The organism is Paraburkholderia sp. MM6662-R1 (genome assembly GCF_050436245.1).
GTDB classification, from domain to species: domain Bacteria; phylum Pseudomonadota; class Gammaproteobacteria; order Burkholderiales; family Burkholderiaceae; genus Paraburkholderia; species Paraburkholderia tuberum.
The window spans coordinates 48,020-64,288 of record NZ_JBNDLV010000002.1 but is presented as its reverse complement, the minus strand read 5'-3'; the positions used below and the strand labels follow the sequence as shown (position 1 = coordinate 64,288).

General features: G+C 60.8%; 19 protein-coding genes and 1 pseudogene. 1 reads left to right on the top strand and 19 read right to left on the bottom strand.

The window, feature by feature from the left end:
* Nucleotides 1-123 precede the first annotated feature (123 nt).
* The 9 genes from OKW39_RS21300 to OKW39_RS21260 form a co-directional block, all read right to left on the bottom strand.
* Nucleotides 124-1,458, bottom strand: a complete 1,335-nt coding sequence (locus OKW39_RS21300; protein WP_429563552.1) for a hypothetical protein — start codon at nucleotides 1,456-1,458, stop codon at nucleotides 124-126.
* Between the two features lie 104 nt (nucleotides 1,459-1,562).
* A complete protein-coding gene (locus OKW39_RS21295; RefSeq protein ID WP_429563551.1) occupies nucleotides 1,563-2,054 on the bottom strand; it encodes a hypothetical protein in 492 nt (163 codons plus the stop codon).
* Between the two features lie 241 nt (nucleotides 2,055-2,295).
* Nucleotides 2,296-2,748: a hypothetical protein gene (locus OKW39_RS21290; RefSeq protein ID WP_429563550.1), complete on the bottom strand. Its 453-nt coding sequence runs from the start codon at nucleotides 2,746-2,748 to the stop codon at nucleotides 2,296-2,298.
* Nucleotides 2,749-3,197: 449 nt separating this feature from the next.
* Complete coding sequence (tnpC, locus tag OKW39_RS21285; RefSeq protein ID WP_429563549.1) at nucleotides 3,198-4,772, bottom strand: IS66 family transposase; 1,575 nt, start codon at nucleotides 4,770-4,772, stop codon at nucleotides 3,198-3,200.
* Nucleotides 4,773-4,802: 30 nt separating this feature from the next.
* Nucleotides 4,803-5,147 carry an IS66 family insertion sequence element accessory protein TnpB gene (gene tnpB / locus OKW39_RS21280; RefSeq protein WP_027803720.1) on the bottom strand — a complete coding sequence of 115 codons (345 nt, stop codon included), beginning with the start codon at nucleotides 5,145-5,147 and terminating at the stop codon, nucleotides 4,803-4,805.
* Nucleotides 5,144-5,563 (bottom strand): IS66-like element accessory protein TnpA, encoded by a 420-nt coding sequence (tnpA, locus tag OKW39_RS21275; RefSeq protein ID WP_429563548.1) that lies wholly within the window; start codon nucleotides 5,561-5,563, stop codon nucleotides 5,144-5,146. The genes tnpB and tnpA overlap by 4 nt, the downstream gene beginning before the upstream one ends.
* 283 nt (nucleotides 5,564-5,846) lie before the next feature.
* Entirely contained in the window at nucleotides 5,847-6,143 is a 297-nt protein-coding gene (locus OKW39_RS21270) for a hypothetical protein (RefSeq protein WP_090812828.1), read from the bottom strand.
* A 54-nt stretch (nucleotides 6,144-6,197) separates the two neighbouring features.
* Nucleotides 6,198-6,659 carry a hypothetical protein gene (locus tag OKW39_RS21265; protein WP_090812950.1) on the bottom strand — a complete coding sequence of 154 codons (462 nt, stop codon included), beginning with the start codon at nucleotides 6,657-6,659 and terminating at the stop codon, nucleotides 6,198-6,200.
* Between the two features lie 75 nt (nucleotides 6,660-6,734).
* Complete coding sequence (locus tag OKW39_RS21260) at nucleotides 6,735-7,019, bottom strand: hypothetical protein (RefSeq protein WP_090812827.1); 285 nt, start codon at nucleotides 7,017-7,019, stop codon at nucleotides 6,735-6,737.
* A gap of 879 nt (nucleotides 7,020-7,898) precedes the next feature.
* Between OKW39_RS21260 and OKW39_RS21255 the strand changes: the two genes are divergently transcribed.
* The gene (locus OKW39_RS21255) at nucleotides 7,899-8,294 is read left to right on the top strand and encodes a hypothetical protein (RefSeq protein ID WP_090812826.1); all 396 of its coding nucleotides are present in this window, start codon (nucleotides 7,899-7,901) and stop codon (nucleotides 8,292-8,294) included.
* Nucleotides 8,295-8,340: 46 nt separating this feature from the next.
* Here the strand turns inward: OKW39_RS21255 and OKW39_RS21250 are convergent, their stop codons facing one another.
* From OKW39_RS21250 to OKW39_RS21205, 10 genes and pseudogenes are all read right to left on the bottom strand, one after another.
* The gene (locus OKW39_RS21250) at nucleotides 8,341-9,507 is read right to left on the bottom strand and encodes a hypothetical protein (RefSeq protein ID WP_429563547.1); all 1,167 of its coding nucleotides are present in this window, start codon (nucleotides 9,505-9,507) and stop codon (nucleotides 8,341-8,343) included.
* Nucleotides 9,508-9,532: 25 nt separating this feature from the next.
* A complete protein-coding gene (locus tag OKW39_RS21245) occupies nucleotides 9,533-10,003 on the bottom strand; it encodes a hypothetical protein (RefSeq protein ID WP_429563546.1) in 471 nt (156 codons plus the stop codon).
* A gap of 92 nt (nucleotides 10,004-10,095) precedes the next feature.
* Entirely contained in the window at nucleotides 10,096-10,908 is an 813-nt protein-coding gene (locus tag OKW39_RS21240; protein WP_090812821.1) for a PRTRC system ThiF family protein, read from the bottom strand.
* A complete protein-coding gene (locus OKW39_RS21235) occupies nucleotides 10,905-11,540 on the bottom strand; it encodes a PRTRC system protein A (RefSeq protein ID WP_429563545.1) in 636 nt (211 codons plus the stop codon). Before OKW39_RS21235 ends, OKW39_RS21240 begins: the two co-directional genes overlap by 4 nt.
* Complete coding sequence (locus OKW39_RS21230; RefSeq protein WP_090812819.1) at nucleotides 11,537-12,265, bottom strand: PRTRC system protein B; 729 nt, start codon at nucleotides 12,263-12,265, stop codon at nucleotides 11,537-11,539. Before OKW39_RS21230 ends, OKW39_RS21235 begins: the two co-directional genes overlap by 4 nt.
* A gap of 10 nt (nucleotides 12,266-12,275) precedes the next feature.
* Nucleotides 12,276-13,280: a PRTRC system protein F gene (locus OKW39_RS21225; protein WP_429563544.1), complete on the bottom strand. Its 1,005-nt coding sequence runs from the start codon at nucleotides 13,278-13,280 to the stop codon at nucleotides 12,276-12,278.
* Between the two features lie 29 nt (nucleotides 13,281-13,309).
* A complete protein-coding gene (locus OKW39_RS21220; protein WP_429563543.1) occupies nucleotides 13,310-13,525 on the bottom strand; it encodes a hypothetical protein in 216 nt (71 codons plus the stop codon).
* Nucleotides 13,518-13,736, bottom strand: coding sequence for a PRTRC system protein C (locus OKW39_RS21215; RefSeq protein WP_128584721.1), 219 nt, complete (start codon nucleotides 13,734-13,736; stop codon nucleotides 13,518-13,520). Before OKW39_RS21215 ends, OKW39_RS21220 begins: the two co-directional genes overlap by 8 nt.
* Nucleotides 13,737-13,748: 12 nt before the next feature.
* On the bottom strand, nucleotides 13,749-14,225 hold the full coding sequence (locus tag OKW39_RS21210) for a PRTRC system protein E (protein WP_429563542.1): 477 nt from the start codon (nucleotides 14,223-14,225) through the stop codon (nucleotides 13,749-13,751).
* Nucleotides 14,226-14,324: 99 nt separating this feature from the next.
* A pseudogene (locus OKW39_RS21205) lies at nucleotides 14,325-15,996 on the bottom strand (PRTRC system ParB family protein).
* Nucleotides 15,997-16,269 lie beyond the last annotated feature (273 nt).

Here is a 16,269-nt window from a genome sequence, read left to right as displayed (position 1 = left end):
TAGGGAGCGACCAACCGGCCCGCCCCCCGAATCGTCGCTTTTTTATATGGCCTTAGCTTCGCCGCCCCGGCAGCAGGCGAAAAAAAACCCGGCACGAGGCCGGGTTGTCGAAAAGAACGCTTATTAGACGTGGTGCGCCACATTCGCCCGCGCGTAGACAGTCGGATGGATGCTTGCGGCCGCACGCGCCGCTTGATGCGCTTCCACAACCCGCTCGCGAGCCTGCTGGGAGCCGGCCGCTTCCCACTCAGCCTGACCGGCTTCATCGAAGCCCGCCAACGCAAAAATCGCGCGTCGCCGCGCGGCAGCACGCACGCCGAGCAGCTTGGCGCCGAACACTTCGCGCACCGTCTGCTTTGAGACGCGATTACGTTCGTCCGGGCAGTCCATGATGTCCAGCAGGTACCGCACATCGCCGCCGTCAATCGCCCTGGAAATTTCGTTTCCGAAAGCGAAGGTCTCGCGTCCATGCTCCAACTGCGCGATCTGCATCTGGAGATCGAACGTCCGTTGCGACATCCGGCCCGCCTCGCGCTCCCTGCGAAGGCGTGCCATCTCGGTATCCCGCCGCTTGTCCGCCATGTTCGTTCGATACACCTCGGCGAACTTCGAGACAGGCGCTCCAAGCGGCTGCGGCGTCGCGTACCGCTCAGGCAGGCTGTACGCCTCAACGAGACCGTGGCGGAACAGCAGATCATCGACTTCTGCGTACGTCGGCTTGTTCGGAGCCAGCCGCATGACCATCGCGAGCAGCGCTGCATTGCCCAAATGAATGCCGCCTTTCTCGCGCGACATCACGCTCACTAACACTCGAGCCTTGTCAGGAGACATCGCGCCTCGTAGCTCGGGGACGTCTATCAGTGCCCGGCCCCACGTCACATCGGTCGTGAACCTGTCGGGCAGCTCACGATATTCCGCGAGCACCGCCTCAGGAACTGGCCACCCTTCAACAAGCGCATACGCTACATGCACTTCATGCCGGCCGTTGAGATGCCGGGTGCGGCCATACTCCGGGCCCGCGTAACGAAACCCGAACCGGCGCTCGCACTCGTACTGCAGCAGCTCATGCAAACCAAGGTGGCCTCGCCCATCGGCCGCCGCGTCGATCTGCTCCGACGAAAAGATGAGCCGGGGATGCGACGTGAGGTCGAAAGCGTCATACAGCAGCTTCCAGTGCGAGCGACGGATCTGCCATGCTGCCTGCACAACGCCGTTCGGACGGAAGTATGCACCGTCGATCTCGTCAATCATCGAGAGGAACAGGTCCTGGGCGGCGCCCGGTCGGCGCACCGTCAATGTCCCGTTGTAACGGGTGACGGCAACGGGCTGACCGCCATGCATAAGCACGATGTCAGAGGATTCAACGGAGAGAAGGCGAGTGTCGGTTCTGAAGACTGCCAGCACTTCAAGCAGCGTACCGATGGATAGGGAAAGACCAGCGAAGGAAAGTTGATACACGATTGCTCCGGGCAAAAAGAAGCGGGCAATCGTTCCCTTGTCGGGTCGAGTGCCCGCAGAGGGTTGAATTGATGGTTGCGCCTTACGACGCGAAAAAGTCGGGGTTACGCGACGTCGATCGCGCGTGCAATAAAGCGCGCCAGCTCCCACGCCTGATCTGCAACGAACACCTTTGCGCGCAGGAGCGGCATCACGGCATATCCGCGGCCGACAACGTCCGGTATTTCCGTGCGGCTGATCCAGTCGACATGAACAATCCAGCCTTCGGATTTGCCGATGTCAACCGAGACGGCCACGCGATTCCAGACGCTGTGTGCAGGCCAGACTCTGTCCATCCGCGCACCGCTGGTCGCTTCGTTGGCATCGTCCAGCATGTTTGCAGTCACGAGCCACTCCGGCTCAAGCTCCGTACTGCGCAACACCTTGCAGAGCATCGAACAGACTTCTCCAACGGTCTTGCCTTCCACATCAAGTCGCTCGCGGCGCGGGATGTTTCCATTTCCAGCAGCGACCGAAGCGACGAAGCCCTCGACAACGCCTGAGGCGATTGCAACGGGCTCCTGAAAACCGGCCGGCTTCACAAATGCATGATTCATTTCTGGTCTCACAAAAGAAAAAACGCGCCCGAAGGCGCGCTCAGTGGTCTAAAAAAGGCGAAAAAAAACCGCACCCATAAGGGTACGGCTCCTACTTCTGGGACGCGGCCTTACGCCACGTCGTCAATCACGTTTGCCCCACGCGCGCTCACGATCGCGCTTGATGCCGTTGTTATTTGTCCAGAGAAAGAATGCTGCAATGGACACGCCCACAACGAGAGTGATGAGGTTTGCAACCATTTCAATCTCCTTTCATTCCAACGAAGCCAACGTACCACAATAGTATCGCAACTACGGCCAGAATCCCTGTGCCGGCCGCCGTTGTGAAGTCCAGACTGGATGCTGCATGGACATATCCGACCAATCCGCCAACGGACGCAGCTGAGAGCGTATGCAGGTAGCGCGCATTCTGCTGCCGCTGGTCCTTCGTCGGGTCTAACACTTGCCGGAAGCCTGATCGTGGTTCCAGGGGGATGACGACTTTCCGCAATCCGCTTGAATCCATCGTGACCGGCAGCCTCGAACCGTTGTATTCCAGTACAAACGATGGCGAGCACTCGTTTTCGTCCATCGTCTGCATAAGTGCATGAAGACGCGGCGGCAGATGCACCTGCCCCGTTTCCGGATCGAGTGTCACCCGTTCCGTAATCGTCGTGCCGCCCGTGTACTCGACCTTGACCTTCGCGAGTTTCATCGGCGACCTCCTGAAGAGGTGTCGATGCCCCCGGCGAGACGCAGCCCATCGAGAAACGACTCATAACCAATTGTCGTCTCGATCTGCTCGAGCGGCACATGGTTCTCACCGCCACCAGTGAGGTCTGAGCAACCGCGGCGCGTACGAAAGCTTAGCGCCACCGGCTTCTGGCAAGGACGGTCCAGCACGTCGACAAATAACGTCTCGGTGCGAAGAGACACGCGGCCCGGAAAATTGCGGCGCGCGGGTTGAACAACAATTTCATGGGCGCGAAGACGAAGATCCTGCGCAACACGTCGAAGGACGGTAAGCGACTCGGCTGGGCCAGTTCCTCATTCGCGCGCGCGTGAGGCATGATGGTGCTGTCGTGGTGGAATTCGTATAGATCACGGGGGATCGTGTCCATGATCGGCTGATCGTGGACACGATCCACGCAAATCTATCCAGATCTACCCGGTTAAGGGTGTAGGCGGAGTGGCCGGCTTCAGTTTGTCGGCCACGTTCCAGGGCAGCAATTCGTCAATGCGTGAGATCTTGTGATCAGCGATATGGGTCAGGACGTATTCCAGATAGGCGCGCGGGTTGATCCCGTTGAGCTTTGCCGACCCGATCAAGCTATACATCGCGGCGGCTCGCTCGCCCCCGCTGTCAGAGCCGACGAACAGATAGTTTTTGCGTCCGAGCGCGACACAGCGCAGCGCGTTCTCGGCAAGCACGTTGCTGATCTCGACTCGACCGTCCTCGCAGTAGAACACGAGCGCCGCCCAGTGGTTCAGCGAGTAGTTGATTGCTTTTGCGAGCGCGGACTTCGTCGATAGCGTCGCGAGTTTCACCCTGATCGTCGCTTCGAGCTTCGCGAGCAACGGCTTGCTCTTTTCCTGCCTGAGGCGCAGACGCTCGTCAGGCGCCTTGCCGCGGATGTCGGCTTCGATGCTGTAGAGTTCGCCGATCATCTCGAGCAGTTGCTGGGTATCTGGAGTCGGTGTGCGCGCGTGAACATCGTAGATGTACCTCCTCGCGTGATCCCAGCATGCCGCTTCGTGGATCTCGCCGCTCGCATACAGTTGATCGAAACCGGCGTAAGCATCGGCCTGCAGGATGCCGCGGAATGCGGCGAGCCGGGTCTGAGGATGGACGCCTTTGCGATTCGAGGAGAAGTCGAACCATACCGCAGCCGGCTCAGTCGAGCCCGAGCGGTGATCGTCACGCACGTAGACCCAGAAGCGACCGGTCACCGTCTTTCCGTTGCCTGGCGCGAGCACCGCAACCGGTGTGTCGTCGACGTGTACCTTGCCGGGGACTAGCACGTAGCGCTGGATTGCTTCAACAAGCGGCCCGCAGAGCTCGGCGATCTGCCCGATCCAGCGGCCCATGCTGGCGCGATCCAGCGTCACGCCGTCGCGTGCCGCAATCTCCGATTGGCGGTACAGCGGTTGGTGATCGGCGAACTTCGATACCGCAATGTCGGCCAGCAGGCTCGGATGCGCGATGCTGTGCTCGATGGGCAGGCTGGGCATCGCGGGCTGTTCGATGTGGCCGCAGTCAGGACAGCACAGCTTGTGACGGATCGTGCGGATCACTTTGAACGCAGCCGCTACGCGCGCGAGCTGCTCGGAGACATCCTCGCCGAGTCGCTGCATCGTTGTCGCACACTTGGGGCAAGCCGGCTTCGGTGTAAGTTCGATTTCATCGCGTGGCAAGTGCTGCGGCAGCGGCTCTCGCGTGGGCGCTCGACCGGGCGGCGCCGTTGACGTCTTGTCTCGGTGCCCTCGCGTCTCGGCAGCGCCCTGACCGGCCGTCAGGTCTTCCAGCTGCGCCTCGAGTTTATCGATCTGCCGGGCCAGTTTCTCGGACTTGCTCCCGAAGTACATCCGCCTGAGCTTGTCGATCTGCGCCTTCAGGCGTTCGATTTCGTCGTCCCGTGCGGCGATCTCCCGCACCATGTTCTCGATCGACGCCTGCTGCTCGAGCACCAGAGCCTGGAGCTCCGCGACGGTGGTGGGAAGCGGCGCAGATTGGGACATGCGTCGCAGTTTACGAGCCTTCGATGTGGTTTACAACATCGACAGAGCAGCGGTGCGTTGCGGGTGTCGCCAGTCGATGCCTTCGAGGAGCATCGATAGCTGTGCGCTCGTCAGATGGATCTTTCCACCGTCGGCCTGGGGCCAGATAAACCGGCCTCGCTCCAATCGTTTTGCGAGCAACCAGAGCCCATCGTCGGTCGCCCAAAGCAGCTTCACGAGATCGCCGCGGCGGCCGCGGAAGATGAATACGTTGCCACCCAGCGGATTCTCTTCGAGCGCTGTCTGCACTTTCGCGGCCAACCCCTGGAAGCCACAGCGCATATCTGTCACGCCGGCCACGAGCCAAACGCGCGTACCTGCCGGCAGCGCGATCACTTCAGGCATTCCTGCAGGAACGCTTCAGCGCGCTCGGCAGACAGGCCGCGAATCCTCACACGTCGTTTGCCGATCTCCACCTCGATTTCGCACGCGGGCGCCGGCATCGGTACGCCGCTCGTCGCTTCCGACGCCACTGCCGGCTCAGGCGGCCGCAGTACCAATGCCGAGTCGATCACGTCGACGCTCAGTAGCTTCGTGCTGGGCACGCTCGGCGCAGCTTCGAGTGCAGGTATGACCAGCTTGCCTTCACGGTATTGCTTGCGCCATGCGAACACCACATTGGCGTTGATGTCGTGCCGTCGCGCAACAATCGACACCGACATGCCGGGTTCCAATGTCTCCCTGATCACCTGCTGCTTGAATGCTTGCGCATACGTGCGATGGGGATGCGTACGGCCCGCTGCGTTCGACATGGCTGACTGTCTCCGTCAAGCTGAACGCGCCCATCATGCGTCGAAATATTCAGCACTGAGAAACGGTCGTGCCGAGTCGCTTACGAAGGACGCGCGTAGCCTGCTGCTGTAGTGCAGCATTGGTGCCAGCGCCGGCGGATCGGCGATCCGCATAAAACAGCCTGGGAAATTTCATGGTTGAGTCTCGGAAGGCGAGACAGCTCCCTTGCGGGGGCTGCCCCGCAAGGGAAAAACGCGTCCAGTTCGGACGCGGACAAATGATTTCGACTGCTACATCGTCTCGCTAACGTGGCCTGCTGACGAAGCGCGACTTGTAGGCGTCAAGCTCAGGTCTGAGGCGAGCGAATCTCGCGTCACCGTCGCCGTCACTAAGACGTCCCACATCCGCAAAATAATGCGGGCGCGCGCCGGTCGGGTCGAAGTCGGGATGCGCGACGATCGCTGCGAACTCGCGAACGTCGCCAGCCTGTGCGGCAACTTCCACCGGACGCATTCCGTAAAAATTCACTGCGTTGACCGCGTCGGTCTCCGGGTTCCAACCCGAAGTCCGACCGTGGGTAATCAGTTCATAGCCATTCATAACAACTCCTGGAGGATTCAGAGAAAGAAGGGGTTCAAGCGGCAGATAAAAGCTTCAGTGCGTTATCCGGTAACCGGATCCGCTGGAGATCAGATAAACGTGTTGGCCGGGGGCAAACTGCTGGTCGTCAACCTGCGACACGACAACGGTCTGGCCGTTTGCGCGACGCAGGAAGACCTCGATGCCACTGTGGCGTGACATCGCAGCGCTGACGTGTTGCGAGATGAAGCCTGCAGCAGCGCCAGAGAGCGCCCCCGAGATATAGCGGCCGCGCCCGTTGCCGATGATCTGCGAGCCAAGAAACGCGCTCGCCGCAGAACTGACAATCGAGGTCAGCCCTGACGAATCTGAACTGGACTCGATCGTGATCTGGCGGACGCGGACGATGGTCGCCTCCTCCATCTGGCCGATGTGCTGCACGTCGTAACGCTGGTACGTATTCGGCGAGCCGAAATCCGCACTCGCGCAAGCGGTCAGAAATGAGAGAAGAACGACGCTAATAATGAGCTTGAACATGATTGCCTCAACGAGATGAAGGGCGACCATCCCGTCAGGGAGGTTGCCCTGACGGGGAAAGAAAACGTGGATCAGTTATGACGCAAGACGGGTGAGGTAATGCAGATCGACCCGACCATTGCTGACGAGCTCGCGCTCAGCGTCGAACGCGAAGTCGTAGTCAAACTTCACTGTTGCCGTCCCGTCGCTCCAGAGATAGAGAATGGAGCCACTGAACGTCCTGATAGGCAAAGTCGCGACAGCTTGCGCGAGAACACGCTGGTTTTCGCGAAAGCCCCACTTTTCCGAGACCCTGACAGGGCCTGCGGAAACTGCCAGAACTCGTGCGAGCGCTTCGGAAATGATGACTTGCTGTGTCATGGTGCGGCTCCTGAAAACAGGGAGCCGTTCCCATTAGGGAGGAGGCTCCCAGATGGGTACATGAAATAAGACGGACGAGAGATCCGCCGTCAGCTACGGCTTGCAACGAACGGTGGGAAAGCCCATCGCGAAGGGAAAAAGGCCGACGCGAACGTCAGCCTTTTCGATAGACCGTTCAGGTGAACGGCGTGGAGAGAAAAATGAACGGTCCTGGAGAGGATCGTGTCGAGGTCGATGCGCAGTAGCGCAGGGAATGAAGCCAGTCTATCGGCACAAGGCACGGGCCACGCCCGCAATGCTCCAGATTTCCACCCGTCTCTCGCTGGCCGCGTCACACAACGGTCGAAAAAAAGGCCAGCCCAAAGGCTGGCCTGAAGAGTTCGTCTTTCCGAGGGTGGTCATTACGAACAAGAGAGAGACTTCATTGTATCGACGTGACCGAGCGCCAACCCTCCGAAAAGACGCCTCATTCGGGGCCGATTCGCTTTCGCCGGAATGGGCACTGGCGACACCTTGACTTTGCGCTGCAACTGCGAAGATGAACCACGATCACTTCCACTGCGCGCCATGTCCCTCCAGATCATCGACCTCTCGTCGCTCCGCGAACGCCTCACCAGCCGGGCCACGCGTGTCCAGCGAACCGTCGCCAGCACCGCAGAAGTGAACGCGCTTCGGCGCGCTTGTTGGCATCGACGTCGAACACACTTCAGCGGAGTCGGTTCTTCCGCGCTACGACGCGCTGCTTGCCGAGAGCGCCGCTCGCGGCGCGACGCAAGGTGCGCGTGAGTTGCCGCTCCTGGCGGCCTTTGCTTTCTGACGACCGTGGGCGGTTATCGCCGCCCCACTCATTTTCCAACGAACCAAAAGGGGTAATCCTCCATGCGCAACGACGCAACCACGTCACTCATCGCTCTCTGCATTCTGGGCGTCCTCGCATTTTTACTCTGGCTCTCGCGCAGTCTTGGCGCCAGTTTTTCGTCCGTATGCACTGCGGCCATGCCGGTCCTCTTCTGCGCCGTCATAGCGCTTCTCGCGTGGCGCTTCCTTGACGATTTCGGCTTCCCACTGCTTGCGGGTTTTCTCGTGGTCAGTTGGCCCGCGGTCTGGCCGGTGCTCGATAGCATCGCGAGCGGGAGGCGTGACGCCGATACGTTCTTCCATCCAATGAGCGAACCGCTCGTCAGCAGTGACTGGCTGAAATGGGGAGTCGAGGCCCTGTTTGTTGGGCTACTCGCCCTGGCGATCTACCTGCGCCGTCGTCGACGTTACTGGTAAGAAGAAAAGCGCCGCCCCTTTCGGGTGCGGCGCTTGTCGTCAGAGATTAGGCAAGTTCGAGAATCAGCTGGGCGAGGTCCGTGCATGGCGTCGTATGGACCGCCTGCGTCGACGCTGCGTCTTCCGGTACGGTCCACGTCACCTGCTGGCTGCGCAGATTGCACAGTTTGTACATCGCGGAGCCGCGCGGCTCGACCGGCACATTGCCAAACCGGAAACTGAACCGTTCAGGCGCATGGCCCTCGCCGTCAGCAAGCCCGAGGTAGCCTGCGAGCTCGTCGGCAACACGCGCGCAATAGTCCTCTAGACCCTGTGGCAACCGGGTGATTTCGATGACTGTCTCGCCCGGCAACGGGGCAGCGTTCCGCATCAACTCGCGATACACCGGAATCGCAGCCTTCGCGAAGCCGGCGGCTTCCATTTCAATCGGATAGGCAACGTCCGTGATGAAGCTACCGATCGCCGAATACTGCCAGCCCGCGTTTTCCCACGGTTGCCCGTCGAACGACACCAAGCGGTTTTCATCATCGATCTTGTAGCATCGCACCGCCGGCATCCGGTCAAGCGCCGACGAGGCACGAGACGGCAGCTTGAGGTCCGCGGCGACGGGCACACTTGAGCAGTCATGCTCCCGCAGCACTCGCCATGCGCTGAGCGCGCCGCTTTCGCCGTAAATGGCCTCCAGCAGCGCAGCGTCGCCGTGCAACGAGACGTCCGCTTGCCCGCCTACCACTTCGTCCACGCGCTCAGCGAATCCCGCAGCGGTCAGACTGCTGCGAACGTCATCGAGCGACGCTTCGGGAATCGCCGCCCGGAAGGACGTTGAAACGTCCAGCCGGATTGTCTGGTCAGGAAGCCGGAATGGCTTCGCGAGCAACGACCGCCAGGTCGCAATGTAATTTTCTGGCCTGATGTAGCCCGCGCGGCTTTGCAGCATGCCGCCTTCGCACGATGAAGCGTGTCTGAACACCCTTCGCATCACGTCGGCATATCGCCCAAATGCCATCGCTGACCACTGGTCGATGTGGGGATAACAGTTCTTCTCGTACGTCCGCTCGAACAACGCGAACATCCATTCGCCATCCGCCGCCTGGAAAGCGCCAGCCTTCTTGCCAGTCAATATAGTTGCACTCATTTGAAGCTCCGATATGTAAATGCGGAGCAGCCCCCAACGGGCTGCAAACCCGCTGAGGGAAAAGAAAAAAGCCGCCACGAGGGCGGCAGAGAAAGAGGGTCGGTTACGACCGGGAACGGCGAGGCATCCGCGCAGACATCACCAGATGCCAAACGCACAGGAGAACAACGCCGTACATCACGAGCGTCAGCAGGCCTGCGAGCAGGCCTTGACCGCCGAAACCCGCCAGCGCGCCGCAGACGAAACAGACCTTCGCCGCAGCACCGGCCATCAGCCAGCCTGCGAGGCGCCGGCCGCGCGAAGCGACGGCATCGAGAAATGCATTGCGACGCCGCTCAGTCGCAATTGACGCCGCGAACAACAAAGCAGCAACCGCGAGCACCATGAGCAGCCGCTTCCCGACGTCAGGGCTGACAAGCTCCTCGTGATGCAGGACCGCCTGCGCGAGCGATTGGAGCACCGGCACTACCGCGTAGTGGTTGGCCGCATACGAAACAGCGGCTCCAGCCGCCGCGGACTGGGCACAGCGAATGAGCATCTTGCCGACCGGGGTCGACGGTTTTGGTTGGGTCATTGAGACTCCTCCAGTTTGAGATAGGGAATTCGATGCCCCGCGGAAGCGGGGTCATCAGAGAGGTATAGCGCCGCACCCTGAACGGGTGCGACTCAGACGGAGACCTTGGCCTTCGCGGGCTTTCTGGTCTTTTTCACAGGCGGCTTTGGCGCGTCATAGCCAAATCGCGACCATGCCGCCGGATCGATGGGAACCGGATTCGTTCGCCCCGTTGCGAGGTTCACGAATACGCCCGAGAAGGTGAGGCCACCGTTGCGGAAAAGTGACCACAACAGATTGAACGCCTGCACCGAGATCGCCTGATTGATGACAAGCGACTGCTTGCGCAGTGCATCGGCCATCGAACAGGACGGCGCATCGTCGCCCTTGTCATTTTTCGGATTCAGCAGGTCGGGAAACAGGTCGCCCACGTGAGGTAGCCTGTCATGCCGTGCCTTGCCGAACTCGCCGAGAATCACCTGGCCACGATCCGTCTCGTTGCCGCAGTCGAGGTAATAGCGAACCTTGCCCCGCTTCGCAGCCTGCGCGATCGCATGACGCGCACGCCTCGAATCGACGCAGCCAATCACCATGTCCGCATACAGATTCAGCTTCGAATCGACGCGGCGCGGCTCGGCCGTCCAGTTCGTTCCCATCAGCAGGTTCAGGCGGTTTACCAGCAGCGTCGCCTTGTACTGGCCGACGTCGTTTGGATAGAAGCCCTGCCTGCCAACGTTGAACTCGCTGACCGTGTCATCGTCATAGACCACACATTCGATCCCGCCCGGATGCCCGAGCTCGACCATCGCGTGATGCAGCCGTGCAAGTGAAGGAAGCAAGGCGCTGCCAGTCCCGCCAGCGCCCACGACCACCACCTTCCACGGCCCGCTCAGCATGTGCGCAGGTGTCGTATGGAGTAGCGTCATAGGACCTCCCGGGCCAACGCAGCCTGCCAGCGCTCTGGTATAGCGCGCTGGACCTCAAACCGGCCCTTTGCGCACAACCGCAGCGCAACGGACGGCGTCTGATGGCAGTGGCCAAGCACAAGCGCCAGCTTCACATCGTGCTGATCGTCACGATCATCGGTCGATGAAAAGAACGCCTTGCCGTGACCATGCGAATGGCAGTCAACCACCAGCCATTCGCCAGCTTCCAGTTGCGGACGCTCGTAATGGAGGTGATCCGGGCTGTGCGACAACGAAGGAAGCGGCACCAACCGGAACGCGCCAGTCGACGCGTTCCAGGTGATCCACGCCCCAACCTCGTTGGGCAAAGCCGCATGCGCCATCCCTGCGAACCCGGCAACCATCTCTCCGGGGACAGCACCGCAGCGGACTTCTGTGGCATCGGCCGCCTCGCCATACGGCACCGGCGTGCGCCAGCCATACGAGCCCAGCAGCCGGACAAGCCGTATCCACGGCCGGTTGATTTCAAGGAACACGCCATTGGACGCGATGAGCAGTCGCTCGCCAGACGCGGACATCGGGACAACCGGTTCGCGCGCCGGCACCATGACGGACGGGAACGAACCCTGCAACACCTGATCGACCGGATTCATTGCTGACCTCCGATCTTTCCGGCGACGAGCTTGCCCACAGTTGCGTCTTTCATCGGCACCAGCGCATCGAGCGGAAACGCCTCGAAGCTGCCGTCGAGCATGTCTTTCCAGAACGCGTAGAAGCCGTTCTTGTACTCGACACGCTTGCCGCCGTGGTTCGGGTGAGTGAAGGCCGAAGTAAAAAAGCCCTCTTCCCATCCACCGATCGCCGCGACCTCAATGCGACGCGGGACGTTGGCCGAACCGATGCAAATCTTGCCCCTGTCCCACGTGTTGAAGTACGGAGGCTCAAAAAGCGGTGTGGATGGTTCAGGTCTGCTGTCGCCTTTCAGCGCGAAGACACTGAAGCCATTGGTGCTGGCCTGAAAGACCAGTCCCGGATGAGGCACGATCGCACTGCGCTCACCCAGCTCCTCACACCTGAAAAACACGCGTCGCGGAGCCGGCGGGCACCACCACGTCACTGCCGCCGACGTCACCCCAAGCACAGTCGCGGGGAGAAAATCGGCTTTGGGCGCGGCATTGCGATCCAGCTGCATCAGTGCATCGATCAGGGCCTTCCGATCGAGCGGCCGACCGGCACCGATAATCGGGCGCCCGGTTTCGCGTTCCGCAGCGACAGGATGCACCGTTGCATAGTGCGAACCATTCTGAGCGGTATAAAGCAGCAGGGCTGACGACAACGCAACGTCGTGACCCGTCTGGCCAATCGAAACATTTTTCATTGGAAAACTCCTAGTTAGGATCCACCACCAGCGCCAGAAGGCGATCGAGGTGATGAAGCATGCGCAAGCCAAGGCTCCATTGCGTGTACTGCTCGCGGATGCCCTGTCGTGTGTTGGAAAAAGTGATGAAGCGGCTGTACTCGGTCGCTTCGCCCGCCTGGAATGCGTTCTCCATGTGGTCGTCAAGCAATTCGCCAGTTCGCTCGTTGTGCGCGAGGAGCAGCGTGCAGCCCGAATAGATCGGTTGCGCGTCATAGCCATCAGAAAGGCACCCGGACTTGCCTGCCTTGCGTAACAGGTGCTTCAGGGCGAGCAGTTCCACGCACACCCTTGCCACCATCGCGGGAGACGCCTTGCGCAACTCCCGCAACTCGTTATCCGAAAGCGTTGAAGACCGTGAGCGGCGTCCCTCGACTTTTGCCGGAACGCGGATTTCGTCAGGACAGAGTAGCGGCCGAAGTACGGACGGGAGATACCGATTAATAACGTCGGCGTCGTCGCCATTCATCTCCTGCAGCCACTCACGCACGTCCTCGTCGGTCGCGCTTTCGTCGCCCTCCCAGTGCATGCATGACGCCTCGCAAAGGAACCAGCCGGGCGTACGAATCAAAACTGTCTTGCCGGACACGCGATCTACCGTTTCGAAGATCGTGTGCAGCAGCAGTGGATGAGCGCGTCGGAGCGGTTCGGCAAGATCGCCGACCTGGTGCACCCATTCGTCGGAGCACTTCACGCCGAGATGCAATGGCGTGCGTGGCTTGAACTCATCGTGGTCGTACTGATGCTGAATGGCATCGGTGACCGCGTTGGTGTCACACAGATCCAGTCCGAACGACATGTGACGAAGCGGCGCTGGCAGTTGCCGACGCGCCCACGCAAAGAAAGCCTGCTGGAACGCGTCGACCGGACTGACAGGCGCCTCTACGTCAGCCGCGAGAAGCGGCCCGTGCCTGAACTGCTCAAGCACGACCGCATCAACCGACGTGTCCTCGCGCCATTTCAGCGATGCGCGCATAGGAACATCTTCAGCAACATCCGGCAGCGTCAGAACACAATCGGCAGATCGATGTCGGGCAACGGCAGCGACTGGCGGTTGCCAGGACGCACCGGCGCCCCCATCGACCGCTCTATCAGTGAATGAAGGATCGAACAGCATTGGCGAACCTCGTCGTCATATAAAAAAACCGCCCTTCCGGGCGGTTCCTGGTTGAACCCGTTGGCCGGGTCGGCTAGAGCCTTGAGAAGCGTCTGCTTACGCATACGAACCCTTGGCGCCTGCCGCGCGGACAAACTTGTAGGTTGCGACATCGCCCGCGAATTCGGGCCCATCGACGGACGCAGTCGTCAGCTCGGGATACTGCGCCGAGTAGAGATCGCGAACGTCCTCGGGCGAGAACGCCGGGCCGGGATCGGCAAAGGCAACGCCGTTGTAAGAGAACTGGCGAACGAGCGCGGTGATCGAAATCGACATGACCCTGCCTCCTTAAAAGAGCGAAGCGAGGTCGGTGCCGCTCGAAGCAGGCTCAGCAGGCGCCGGAGCGTCCCCTTTGCCTTCGTTCGCGGCGGCCGGTGCGTCCGACTCCGACGATTCATTGTCGTCATCCTCAGCGTCCTCGTCTGGTGACGCTTTCGCCGCGGCTGGCGAACTTCTGCCAGCCTTGCCCGAGAGAGCTTTGGTCGCTTTCGTGACCTGGGCCTTCTGCGCTTCACCGAGGATTGCGGTGGTAGCCGCCACCTGTTCCGCCAGCGACGCATGAGCGCCGGTGTAGGTCGCGACGTGCTCCGCAAAGCCAGCATCGAGTTCGGCGGCCGTAGCCGTCATCACGAGCGGTTGACGCAGCGCCGTGTCTTTCGCCTCGCCTTCCGGCATGACGAACACGACCATTGCATCTCCCTTCATCTTGATGACCAACTTCAGCGCGCCGCACGACTTCAACAGCGGTTCAATTTCAACGAACATAAAAACTCCTGAAAGAAAAAAGGACCGCCCGTGGGCAGCCCATAAGAGAAGAGAAGCGGACACGGAATGCCCGCTTCGGTCGATGCGCCGGAGGGTGCGTTAATACTTCAGAACCTTCGGAATCTTTCCGGTGTAGTCGAAGCCCTTGACGTTGAGCAGCGCATCGATGACTTCCGCCTTCGATTTGCTGAACACCTTCTTGAACTCGTCGCCGAGCGCGGCACGGATGCCAAGCTCGTCGGCCACCACCATCATTTCCGACTTCGTGATCAGTTCCAGAAACTCCTTACAGAGCTTCCAGTGCTGATTGAGGTCGAGTTGATGATGACGGCACAGACTCGTCAGATGGTGAACGTCGAGACCCTGGATCGCGGCGACCGTCACGCCGGTGACAGCAAGCGCGAGCTTGTCGTCGTCAGCGGCGGCCACGGACGTTGCGGCCTTGGCCACATCCGACACCGCGATCTTTTCTTCGGTCAGCTTCTCCCAGATGCCCTTCATGGTCGAGTCATCGACACAGCGGGCCTGTCCGGCGAGAGCGATCGAGACAAGGTATCGCTGTGGCTAGCGCGGCATTCTGGCCAACCTCGCGACGCAAAGCCTTGCGCCACAACGCCACGCGATACGTCTTGATACGGTCCGATTCAGCAACGACTGTCGCCGGCGGATTGCTCGTCGTCGACGGTGCGGTGCCGGAGGCTTTGGCTGCAGCCTTCGCCGTGCCGGTGCCATCGACCTTCGCTTCAGGCTTCGGCGCGACAGCAGCTTTTTCGGCCTGCAGGCGCTTGGCCACCATCTTCATGTTACAGACGGTGTCGAAGCACTGGCCCTTGTAGACCTTGCCGACTGAGTCCGGAAGGCCGCTCACCGCCGCGCCGTAGTTCTGGCACGCGTGGCAGGCTTTCGCCTGTTCCTCGCCGACGCCCTTTGCACCCTCCACAGCAAGCTGTATGCGGGTGTGGTTGTCGCCCGCGCGCACGATGCGCACGACGGGGAAATCATCGCGAAGGCCCGTTGCCACCGCCTCAAGCTGTTTCTCCGTTTTCTCGTTGAAACAGGGACGGTTCGTACAGTTGCCAGTGGCTATGGACTCGCCGAACATCTCACCCTGCGTGGACGAGTTGTGCGGGCAGCTTGCGCAGTCGGTCTTGTCGAAAATTGCAGCAGACAACGAACAGGCGACCTGTTCAATTTTCTTCTTCAACTCGGCGACCGGCTTGCCCTCCTGAATGATCACGGGCAGCAGCTTGTCCTGCGTTTCCTTCGGAAGCGCCGCCAGCAGTTCCGCGTGACCCAGAAGGATCTGCCGGGTGTTGAGCGCCTCGAGAACGGCAGCACTGCAGTTCATGAGCGCCAGGCGCTTATCGAGCGTGGCACGCGACCATCCGAAGATGCGCGCGACTTCGTCGCGATCGCCCTTGCACAGCCCGACCTGCTCGGCTGCTGCAATGGCTTCCTCGGCAGGCGACATATCCGCGCGTTGAATGTTTTCGATGATCGCAAGCTGTTTCGCTTCGACTTCATCGATCTCCTTCACGACGACGGGTATCTCGTAATCCTCGCCATGCGCCGTCATGGCAGCTCTGTATCTGCGGCCACCGGCGACAAGAGCGAATCCGCCATCAGCAAGCGTGCGAACGATGACAGGCTGGATGACGCCCTTCTCACGGACCGAAGCCGTCAGCTCTTCCATTTCCGCCGCATCGAAGTACGTGCGGGGATTGGCAGCGATGGTGATCTGTTTGAGGGCAAGAGTAGGTTGCTGTTGCATTGTGGGTCTCCGGAGAGGGAACCCAGCCCCGCCGGGAGTGAGCTCCCGAAGGGTTGAACAACAATAGACCGGGCAAAGCCGGCGAGTCGATGCGTCAGGGACGCGGGTGATAACGCAAAGATACCGCCGCGCCTACGGCCATTCGACGCGCAAAGCTCGCGTAAACGCAGTGCCTTTCCGGTAAACGAAACAGGCCAGCGCATTTCGCGGACGAAAAAAAACCCGGCACGAAGCCGGGTTTGATCAGGGTACCGAGCGCGACGCCTTATCGGC